The 8,863-nt window shown below is 70.5% G+C and carries 8 protein-coding genes and 2 pseudogenes; 6 read left to right on the top strand and 4 right to left on the bottom strand.

Going from position 1 to position 8,863, the window contains the following annotated elements:
• Positions 1–430: 430 nt before the first annotated feature.
• Entirely contained in the window at positions 431–880 is a 450-nt protein-coding gene (locus tag NP777_RS34300; RefSeq protein WP_256654084.1) for a Zn-ribbon domain-containing OB-fold protein, read from the bottom strand.
• Between the two features lie 368 nt (positions 881–1,248).
• Between NP777_RS34300 and NP777_RS34295 the strand changes: the two genes are divergently transcribed.
• Positions 1,249–1,932 carry a TetR/AcrR family transcriptional regulator gene (locus tag NP777_RS34295; RefSeq protein ID WP_256654083.1) on the top strand — a complete coding sequence of 228 codons (684 nt, stop codon included), beginning with the start codon at positions 1,249–1,251 and terminating at the stop codon, positions 1,930–1,932.
• A gap of 553 nt (positions 1,933–2,485) precedes the next feature.
• On the opposite strand, the gene NP777_RS34290 is transcribed toward NP777_RS34295, so the two are convergent.
• Positions 2,486–2,842, bottom strand: coding sequence for a hypothetical protein (locus tag NP777_RS34290; RefSeq protein ID WP_256654082.1), 357 nt, complete (start codon positions 2,840–2,842; stop codon positions 2,486–2,488).
• Between the two features lie 17 nt (positions 2,843–2,859).
• Between NP777_RS34290 and NP777_RS34285 the strand changes: the two are divergent.
• Together NP777_RS34285 and NP777_RS34280 are read left to right on the top strand one after the other, a co-directional pair.
• Positions 2,860–3,225 (top strand): annotated as a pseudogene (locus tag NP777_RS34285) (pyruvate dehydrogenase); the annotation flags it as partial.
• A 489-nt stretch (positions 3,226–3,714) separates the two neighbouring features.
• Entirely contained in the window at positions 3,715–5,289 is a 1,575-nt protein-coding gene (locus tag NP777_RS34280; RefSeq protein WP_256654080.1) for a PucR family transcriptional regulator, read from the top strand.
• A 13-nt stretch (positions 5,290–5,302) separates the two neighbouring features.
• Here NP777_RS34280 and NP777_RS34275 read toward each other — a convergent pair whose 3' ends face one another.
• The gene (locus tag NP777_RS34275; protein WP_256654079.1) at positions 5,303–6,424 is read right to left on the bottom strand and encodes a serine hydrolase domain-containing protein; all 1,122 of its coding nucleotides are present in this window, start codon (positions 6,422–6,424) and stop codon (positions 5,303–5,305) included.
• A 333-nt stretch (positions 6,425–6,757) separates the two neighbouring features.
• On the opposite strand from NP777_RS34275, the pseudogene NP777_RS34270 reads away from it, so the two are divergent.
• A pseudogene (locus NP777_RS34270) lies at positions 6,758–6,871 on the top strand (alpha/beta fold hydrolase); the annotation flags it as partial.
• On the opposite strand, the gene NP777_RS34265 reads toward NP777_RS34270, so the two are convergent.
• Positions 6,852–6,992 carry a hypothetical protein gene (locus NP777_RS34265; RefSeq protein ID WP_256654078.1) on the bottom strand — a complete coding sequence of 47 codons (141 nt, stop codon included), beginning with the start codon at positions 6,990–6,992 and terminating at the stop codon, positions 6,852–6,854. The pseudogene NP777_RS34270 and the gene NP777_RS34265 overlap by 20 nt on opposite strands.
• 92 nt (positions 6,993–7,084) lie before the next feature.
• On the opposite strand from NP777_RS34265, the gene NP777_RS34260 reads away from it, so the two are divergent.
• On the top strand, positions 7,085–8,170 hold the full coding sequence (locus NP777_RS34260) for an LLM class flavin-dependent oxidoreductase (RefSeq protein WP_256654077.1): 1,086 nt from the start codon (positions 7,085–7,087) through the stop codon (positions 8,168–8,170).
• The gene (locus NP777_RS34255; protein WP_256654076.1) at positions 8,167–8,784 is read left to right on the top strand and encodes an FMN reductase; all 618 of its coding nucleotides are present in this window, start codon (positions 8,167–8,169) and stop codon (positions 8,782–8,784) included. The genes NP777_RS34260 and NP777_RS34255 overlap by 4 nt, the downstream gene beginning before the upstream one ends.
• Positions 8,785–8,863 lie beyond the last annotated feature (79 nt).

Here is an 8,863-nt window from a genome sequence, read left to right as displayed (position 1 = left end):
TGACGTCGGCCGGCTGCGCGGGCTCGGTGCTCACTGCTCGTCTCCCTTCCGAGGGTGGGCGCTGATGACGTGCTGGGCGGTCGGCAAGAGTCCGGTCGCCGGGGCGGCGGTGAAGGAGCCTCCGAGCGGGAACGGCACTGCCATCCGCACCGGGGAACCCGGAACGAGGGTGGTCGGTTGGTGGGGCGGGGCCGTCAGACCGGCGCCGGGAGGCACCGTTACGTCATTGCGTCTCAGCGTTCTCGGCAGGAACGAATCGGTCGGCAGCGGGGGGCGGCGTGGCAGGTGGCAGGCAGGGATCATCGGAGGCACTCCAGAGGTGATGGGCAGTGGCCGCTGGGCGCGGGGAGGGTGGGCGACCGCCCCGCGGAACCGAGGATCGCCGTTGCCGTCGTCCGGCCGGGGCAAGTGGTCGTCGCTGCCTCGGCGTTCATCGCGGCGGAGTCTCGCAGAGGCGAAACAGGAGTGCCTGGGGGCCGGACTCGATGCCTTCTGTCAGACACACCGGGGCCCCGACCCGCACGGTGAGCGGCGGCATGCCGATGACCCTGGAGCACAGCCAGAATCCTTCGTCCATGTTGATGGTGGCGAGTGCGCACTGGCCCCCGGGGCTCCGACCCACGGCCATGACGCGGCGGATGACGCCGATGCCGCAACTGAGCTCCCAGGCAAGATCGGTGGAGGCGCAGACGGGACACAGCAGACGGCGGAAGACCGCGGTCCGACACCAGTGGCAGCGCTGGAAGTACAGCTCACCACCCCCCACTCCGCCCAGCGGCACCTGCCTGGGGCGGTCCGCCTCCAGGGGCGGGTTCGCGCTCGCGTCGGCCTCCCACGCGGTGGGGGCGCTGTCCGTGGTTTCGATCGCTGTATGGAGCACGGTGTCTCTCTCCGTCCCCGGCCCGAAACGACCCGTGACGGGAGGCGAGGGCTCACCGGTCACGGCTGTGGCACGTCGCACCGCTGTGGTGGCGTGCATATCCAAGCTATGGCACTGAGTGCCGCAAGTAAAGTACTCAGTTCCAAACCCGGTGGGGGCGCTGGACGTGATGGTGTGCCGGCGCGGCGGTTCCTTGTGGTGGCGGGCGAAGATGTCCCTGGTCGGGTGTGGGGGAGTGCCGGGCTCGCTCCTCGCGGGAAAGCGACACCGCGCCACTCGGCGCCCGGTACCCGAAGAATTCGGTACTCGGTCCCATCGAGACGAGGCAAGTGGCGTCCACGCGGCACGGCGGGGAAGGATGGGCGGTCATGAGCAAGCTACCTGCACGGATCCGACTGGCAGACGCCGCATTCGCGCTCTTCGACGAGCGCGGATACGAGCAGACGACCGTCGACGACATCGCTGAGCGAGCGGGGCTCGGGCGCACGACGTTCTTCCGGAACTACCGTTCCAAGGAAGACGTCATCTTTCCGGACCACGATCGGCTCCTGGCGTTGATCAGAGATCGGCTGGCGACCTCGAGCCACAGCACCGCTCTGGTCGCCGTGTCGGACGCGGTTCGGCTCGTACTGCTGCACTATGTGGACGAGGGCGACCTGGCGAGGCGGCGATACGCCCTCACGAGCAAGGTGGCTGCCCTGCGTGACCGGGAGATCGCCAGTGTGGGCCGTTATCAGCGACTGTTCCGGGAGTTCATCGCGGACTGGATGGGGGGTCCGACGGAATCGGCCTCGCTGAGGGCCGAACTCATGGCCGCCGCGGTGGTCGCCGCTCACAACCACGTGCTGCGTCGCTGGCTTCGGGGCGAGTCGTCCGACCCGGTCGCCGAGGTGGACGAGGCGATGCGTGAGGTGCTCGCCCTCTTTTCGGCGCCCGGCTCCTCACCGGGGCCCGGCGGTGGTACCACCGTCGTCGCGTTCAGGACCGGGCAGGACATCGACGCCCTGCTTCCCTCGCTGCGACGTCTCGTCGAGGACGGCGCCGAGCACTGAGGCCGGCTCCGCTTGAACGAGTGATGCCGCGCACAACGGAGACCGGGGCGCGCCGTGGCGTGTTAGCTTCCGGCCGTGGCTTCCCCGGTCCCGAACACCTTCCCCGCCCACAGCGGAACCGCCGGGACCAGCCGAGGAGGCTGCCCGGTGGCGCTCGGCACCCGTGACCCGCTCGATCCGTTCGATCCGCTCGATCCGCTCGACCTCTTCAGCGACGGCTTCGTCCGTGACCCGTACCCCTGGCTGGACCGGCTCCGGGCCGAGGCCCCCGTGACGTACGCCCCGGACACCGGGTTGTGGCTGGTCAGCCGATACGACGAGGTGCGCCGAACCGCGACCGGTGGCACCGGCCGAGGTTGTGGTGTGTTCGCGCGAGGCCCGGGTGCCCCTCCGGGGTGGTGGCGACGGCCTCGTCGATGGCCTCGATGGCGCGATCCAGGTCGTAGGTGTCGCCTGACTGTCGTCGGCGCCCCGCAGAGGGGAGTCGCCGATGAAGCACATGCGTAGATCCCCGCTCATCGGGTCAACCCTACGGCTGGCCCGATGGTGGGGTTCACCGTGCTGCCCAGGAGGTCGGCCCGTCCTCGCACGGGGACTCCAGCAGGTCGCCGAGGCGCTTCTGCTCGGCCATGGCCCGGTCGCGGTCGAGCCCGTGGCCAGGTACGGAGCCCTTCAGCGAGAAGAATCCGTAACGGACGACGTTTTCGACCCAGACCTGCTGGCCGGCGAGAAGGCCCAGCGACCCGGTGCCCACGACCAGCCAGGGATTCTCGCCCAGTGCCTGTCGGGACAGTGCGACGTATACCTGGGGGCCTCGCCGGAGCCACTGGGACAGGGCCCAGAAGTTGCTGGAGTAGGTGACGTTCTCGGCGGTTGTGGCAATCAGTGCGTCAACACCGATCTCTTCCATGACCCGTACCGCACGGGCCCGTCGACCAGTCGGCAGCCGCCGTGCCCAGCGACCCGGCGGCCCGCGAACGCCGTCGTCGGCAGGTGACCGCCGGAGCCTACCGGCTGCGACAGTGCGACAAGCCCGTGGTCACCCTCGCCGCGATGGACGACCCCACCTGGATCCTCGACCAGGTCTTCCCCGTCGAGCGGGCAACCCCCCTCGTCACCGTCCTGGACGGCCACCCCCACACCTTGGCCTTCCTGAGCACGATCCGGAACGTTCCCGTCAGCACCCTCGGCGTGACCCGGTTCGGCCAGTCCGGGGCGATCGAGGACGTCTGCCGCTACCACGGCATCGATACGGACAGCCTCGTCGCCACCGCCCTCGACCTCATCGACTGAAACGGGCCCAAGCGCCCGGACCGCTCGGCGTCTTGGCCCACCCGCTGGCCCGAGATGACTGGCCCGAACGCTCTCTCCCGACCCTGCGCCGGCCTACGCCGACCCGTACCACCTGCATCCCCCTCACCCGCGGCACCATGCACACCCGGCCCGCCGCGCCATCCCCTCGCCGGGCCGGCGCCTCATACCCCGCCCGGCGGTAAGCCTCCTGTCCTGCTGAAAGGCATACCGCCGGGCGGCCCACCGTGCGGCCGCCGACAGCGCGCCACCGTCCCGCGTGACGACCGCCGCGTTCGTCCGACTCCTGATCACCGGTGCACGACACCCGCGTACGGTCCTCAACCTGTACGCCGGGCACTGCAACGCGGGACGGGCCACACTAGGGTCGTTCTGGCCGGCCTCGGCGGCGGACGCGGTGTGCTGTCCGGAGAGGACGCGGTGTGCTGTCCGGGCAGCAGCCCGGTCGGGCCCGAGCTATGAGGAGCACTAGTGGACGCTTGTCGGCTCGGCGACCTCGTCGACAGCTTGGCCCTGCGGCTTCACACCGCGCCCGTCGGGCCTGCCGCCCCGGTCACCGAGGTGCTGCTGTACGACGCGCACGCCCCGTTCCCGCGCGTACCCGGGGCCCTGCTGCTGGCGGTCGGCGTGCGGCCGGCGGCGGCCGGGCCGCTGGTGCGGGCCGCGGCGGAGGCCGGGATGACCGGGATCGTGGTGCGGGGCACCGACGGGCCGGTCGGGGAGGCCGAGACATATGGCGTGGCGCTGCTGTCGGTCGACGAGGGAGCGTCCTGGCACCATGTGCATCTGATGCTGGCCTCGGCGATCGGCGCCCGGTCCGCCCCCGGTGGCCGGCTGGGTGATCTGTTCGCGCTGGTCGACGCGATCGCGGCGGCGACCGGTGGGGCGACGTCCGTGGAGGACCCGCACAAGCGGATTCTGGCTTACTCCACCGTGCCCGGCCAGCCGGTCGACGAGGACCGCCGTCAGGGCATTCTCGGCCTCCAGGTCCCGGACAGCGTGGAGAACACGGACCAGGTCCGGCTGGTGTTCGGCTCGCGCGGGCCGGTGCGGCTGCCCCCGCTCGCCGAGGGTGAACTGCCGCGGCTCGCCGTAGCGGTGCGGGCCGGTGGTGAGACTCTCGGCTCGATCTGGGTGGTCGACGACGGCATGCTCGCCGCGGACGCCGAGAAGACCCTGGCCCAGGGCGCCTCCACGGCGGCGCTGCTTCTGTTACGGGCCCGCCTGGCCCAGGAGCTGGCCCGCGATCAGAACGTCGACGTGGTACGCCGGTTGCTGGACGGTTCGGCGGATGCCTCGACGGCACACCGTCTGGAGTGGGACGCGGTCCGGGTGGCCGCGTTCGTGCTGGATTCCGCGGCAAGCGTGCCGGACGCCGAGCGGGCCCTGCTCAGGCTGCTGGGCGTGGTGCGCCTGCAGTGCGAGGCCCGGTACGGGCAGCATGCGTGTGTGCTCCTGGACGGGGTGGTGTACGCCCTGCTGCCCGCGCCCGGGGAACACGGCGGGGAGCATGCGCCGCAGGGGCTGAAGGCGACCGACCGGCGGCACCGGCAGTTGGCGGAGGACACCGTGCGCCGGGCCGCGCGGTCGCTGCGGGTGCCGGTACGGGCAGCGCTCGGCCCGGTGGTGCCCAGCCCCGGCGGGGTGGTGGACTCGCGTGCGGACGCGGATACGGTCCTGCGGCTGCTCAATGACGATCTGCCGGTGGCCACCGTGGACGAGGTGCGTCCCCGGGTGACACTGCTGCGGCTTTCCGATGTGATGCGGGAGCGGCGAGGGTTGCGGACGGGTGCCTGGCGGCGAGTGCTGGCGGCGGACGCTGAGTACGGCACCGATTACGCCCGCACCCTGGTGTCCTGGTTCGACGCGGGCTGTGACGTGGCGGGCGCGGCCAAGGCGCTCTCCGTCCATCCCAATACCTGCCGCTACCGTCTCAAGCAGGTCGGCCGGCAGCTCGGGATCGACCTGGAGGACCCCGATGAACGGCTGGTTCTCTGGCTGCAGTTGAGGGTCCTGGCCGAGGGCTCCCGGTCGGCCGGCCCCTGACAGTCGATCCCTGTCAGCGGAGGTCGCGGATGAGTTCGCGGAGGATGGAGTCCACCTTCTCCTCCTTGAACTCTTCCGAGCCGATCAGCAGGGTCACGGCCCGCCGGCCGTCATCGGTGACGGCGTTCCTGAGCTTGTGACCGGTCTCCATGAAGCCGCTGTGTCCCCAAGTGACGAAGCCCGGGGTGCTCTCGTAGCGCTCGACTCCCAGGCCGTAGCGCCCGCCGCTCTCCTCGGGGTCCGGAACGGTCCGCTTCATCTCGGCCAGTTGGGCTGGGGCCAGCAGCTTCCCGGACATCAGCGCGGTCCAGAAGGTGGTGACGTCGGCACCGGTGGAGACCAGGGCACCCGATGCGTCGGACCCGGAGACGTTCCATTCCGTCCAGTCCAGCAGTTTCCCGGATCGCTTCACGTAGCTTCGCAAGTCCGGCTCGGGGAGCGTGGTCCGGTCGCCCGGCCAGGACGTGTGGCGCAGTCCGAGGGGCTTGATGATCCGCTCTTCGATCTCGGTGCTGATGCTGCGACCGGTGACCTTGGCGACGATCAGCCCGGCCAGGTTGTAGTTGGTGTTGGAGTAGGAGAAGCCGTGCGGAGTGCTGTCGTCGGCCGGGGGCAGAGTCAACGCCTGCAGGACCGTGTCCAGGGGCTCGAAGTGGTCCCAGCGGTGCGCAACCTCGTCGTCCCAGTACGGCGCGTCCAGGTAATCGGGCAGGCCACTGGTGTGTTGCAGCAGCTGTCGAATCGTGATCTCGCGCCCGTCGTAGTGCTCGGTGCGGATCAGACCCGGCAGATAGTCGTCGACGGTGCCATCGAGCTTGATCTTGCCTTCGCCGACGAGCTGGAGCACGACGGTGGCCACCCAGGTCTTGGTGTTGCTGGCGATACGGCTGTGCTCATTGCCGACGGCCTTGCGCCCCGTCCCCAGATCGGCGAGGCCGACCCCGGCGTTCCGAACACCGCAGCGTGGACTCTTCACCGTCACGCTGATCCCCGAGGCGTCGGCGCCGCTCAGTTCCTTCAGCGCCCTTTCGATGGCCTGTGTGTCACACCGTGGTGTTGCGGCCGACACGGCGGGAGCGGCCAGCAAGGGGACGAGGACCGCCAAGGCCGCGACCACACTTGTCCTGCGTCGCATCAGGTCTCCTTCTTCGATGCGGTTACGTGCCGCGTAACCGGATACGCCCAGCATCCGGCACGGGCGGGCCGTGGGTATGCGGTGTCTGTCCAGGGATTCCGCGCATGGTCTGTGCGCTTGGCCAACAGGCCGTCCCGTCCGATCTGCTATGCGGCGGAGTTGGCTGCCGGGTTCATCGACGACAAGTACCGCCCCGAGGGGCGCTGCGGCAGACCCTCCGCATGGTCGAGTGCGGTCACGTCCTCGCCGACGGCAGCCGGGAGAACGCCACCGGCAGCTGACCTACCCTCCCGGGCGTCGACTCGCTGGAGCCCTGCCTGCGTACCCGCCCCCCACAAGGCCCTCCCGTCCGCGGACTACGTGGAGATCGAGGCCGCTCCGCACGGCTTGCTCTGGACTCACGCGGAAGAGGTCAACGCCGCACTCCTCACCTTCCTGCGGAAGTGATCCCACGGGCGGGCAGTGCGGTCAGAAGCGCCTCGGCGGTGCGGCGGTCCAGGCCGGCCACCGGCTCGTCGAGCAGCAGGTTCGGTGGATGCCTCCACGCGGGCCGGGACAGGGCGCTCACGGGCAAGCTCCCCTGCGCGTACAGGCATGACGACCGTCCGACCGCTGCCTACATTTCCGGCACCTACACAGTCGCCGGAACGAAGAGGCCCCATGCAGTTCGGAATTTTCTCGGTGGGGGACGTGACCCCCGACCCGACCGACGCCCGTACGCCGTCGGAGCGCGAACGCATCAAGGCGATGGTCGCCATCGCGCTGAAGGCGGAAGAGGTCGGCCTCGACGTCTTCGCGACCGGTGAGCACCACAACCCGCCGTTCGTACCGTCGTCCCCGACCACGATGCTCGGCTACATCGCCGCCCGTACCGAGAGGTTGCTCCTTTCCACCGCCACGACGCTGATCACCACCAACGATCCGGTGAAGATCGCCGAGGACTACGCGATGCTCCAGCACCTGGCCGACGGCCGGGTCGACCTGATGATGGGGCGCGGCAACACCGGCCCGGTGTATCCGTGGTTCGGCCAGGACATCCGGCAGGGCATCAACCTGGCGAAGGAGAACTACGCCCTGCTGCGCCGGCTGTGGCGCGAGGACGTCGTGAGCTGGGAGGGGAAGTTCCGTACGCCGCTGCAGGGCTTCACCTCCACGCCGCGCCCGCTGGACGGCGTACCGCCGTTCGTCTGGCACGGCTCGATCCGCTCGCCGGAGATCGCCGAGCAGGCGGCCTTCTACGGCGACGGCTTCTTCCACAACAACATCTTCTGGCCCGCCGACCACACGCGGCAGATGGTCCGGCTGTACCGGCGGCGGTACGCCTTCCACGGGCACGGCCGGCCGGAGGAGGCCATCGTCGGCCTCGGCGGACAGGTCTTCATGCGGAAGAACTCCCAGGAGGCCGTGCGGGAGTTCCGCCCCTACTTCGACAACGCGCCCGTCTACGGGCACGGGCCCTCGCTTGAGGAGTTCACCGAGCAGACGCCGCTGACGGTGGGCTCTCCCCAGCAGGTCATCGAGCGGACACTGTCGTTCCGCGAGACCGTCGGTGACTACCAGCGGCAGCTGTTCCTGATGGACCACGCGGGGCTGCCCCTGAAGACCGTCCTGGAACAGATCGACATCCTCGGTGAAGAGGTGGTGCCCGTGCTGCGGAAGGAGTTCGCGATCGGTCGCCCGGCCGATGTGCCGGACGCTCCCACGCACGAGTCGCTGCGAGCCGTTCGCGAGGTGTCCGCCGCATGAAGCTCGTCGCTGTGTCCGCGGGACTGAGCACCCCGTCCGCCACACGCCTGCTCGCCGACCGGCTCGCCGAGTCGGCCGGCGGCGAGCTAGCCGCCGGTGGCCAGGACGTGGAGACCGAGGTCATCGAGGTGCGGGAGCTGGCCGTCGCCGTCGCCAACAACCTCGTGACCGGATTCCCCCCGCCGCCCCTGGCCGCCGCCCTCGACGCGGTGACGGGCGCCCACGGCCTGATCGCCGTGACCCCCGTGTTCACCGCCTCCTACAGCGGGCTGTTCAAGTCCTTCTTCGACCTGATCGACCCGGACGCCCTCACCGGCAAGCCGGTCCTCGTCGCGGCCACCGGAGGCACGGCCCGCCACTCCCTGGTCCTCGAACACGCCCTGCGCCCGCTTTTCGCCTATCTGCGCGCCACCGTCGTCCCCACCGCGGTGTACGCGGCGTCCGAGGACTGGGGATCCGGGGGCGACGAGTACACCGAGGGGCTGCCCGCGCGGATCCGGCGGGCGGGCGCCGAGCTGGCCGCCCTCATGGCCACCCGCGCGGTGGAGCGGGAGCCGGCGGAGGACGACATCACCGTGCTCGAGCGGCGCCTCTCCGACCTGCGATTCGACTGAGGCCGCCCCCCCCCGGCGGGCCGCCCCCCCCCGGCGCCCCCCGGCGGGCCCCCCGGCGGGCCGACCCCCGGCGGGCCGC

This window comes from Streptomyces rugosispiralis, from assembly GCF_024505145.1.
GTDB lineage: Bacteria > Actinomycetota > Actinomycetes > Streptomycetales > Streptomycetaceae > Streptomyces > Streptomyces rugosispiralis.
Note: the sequence above shows the minus strand (reverse complement) of the source record. Positions and strands in the feature narration are given on the sequence as shown.

What these genes read in the sequence shown, in the direction of transcription:
- NP777_RS34255 (WP_256654076.1), top strand. Translation starts at nt 8,167, where the DNA reads ATGAAGCTCGTCGCTGTGTCCGCGGGACTGAGCACCCCGTCCGCCACA.
- NP777_RS34260 (WP_256654077.1), top strand. Translation starts at nt 7,085, where the DNA reads ATGCAGTTCGGAATTTTCTCGGTGGGGGACGTGACCCCCGACCCGACC.
- NP777_RS34290 (WP_256654082.1), bottom strand. Translation starts at nt 2,842, where the DNA reads ATGGAAGAGATCGGTGTTGACGCACTGATTGCCACAACCGCCGAGAAC.
- NP777_RS34295 (WP_256654083.1), top strand. Translation starts at nt 1,249, where the DNA reads ATGAGCAAGCTACCTGCACGGATCCGACTGGCAGACGCCGCATTCGCG.
- NP777_RS34275 (WP_256654079.1), bottom strand. Translation starts at nt 6,424, where the DNA reads ATGCGACGCAGGACAAGTGTGGTCGCGGCCTTGGCGGTCCTCGTCCCC.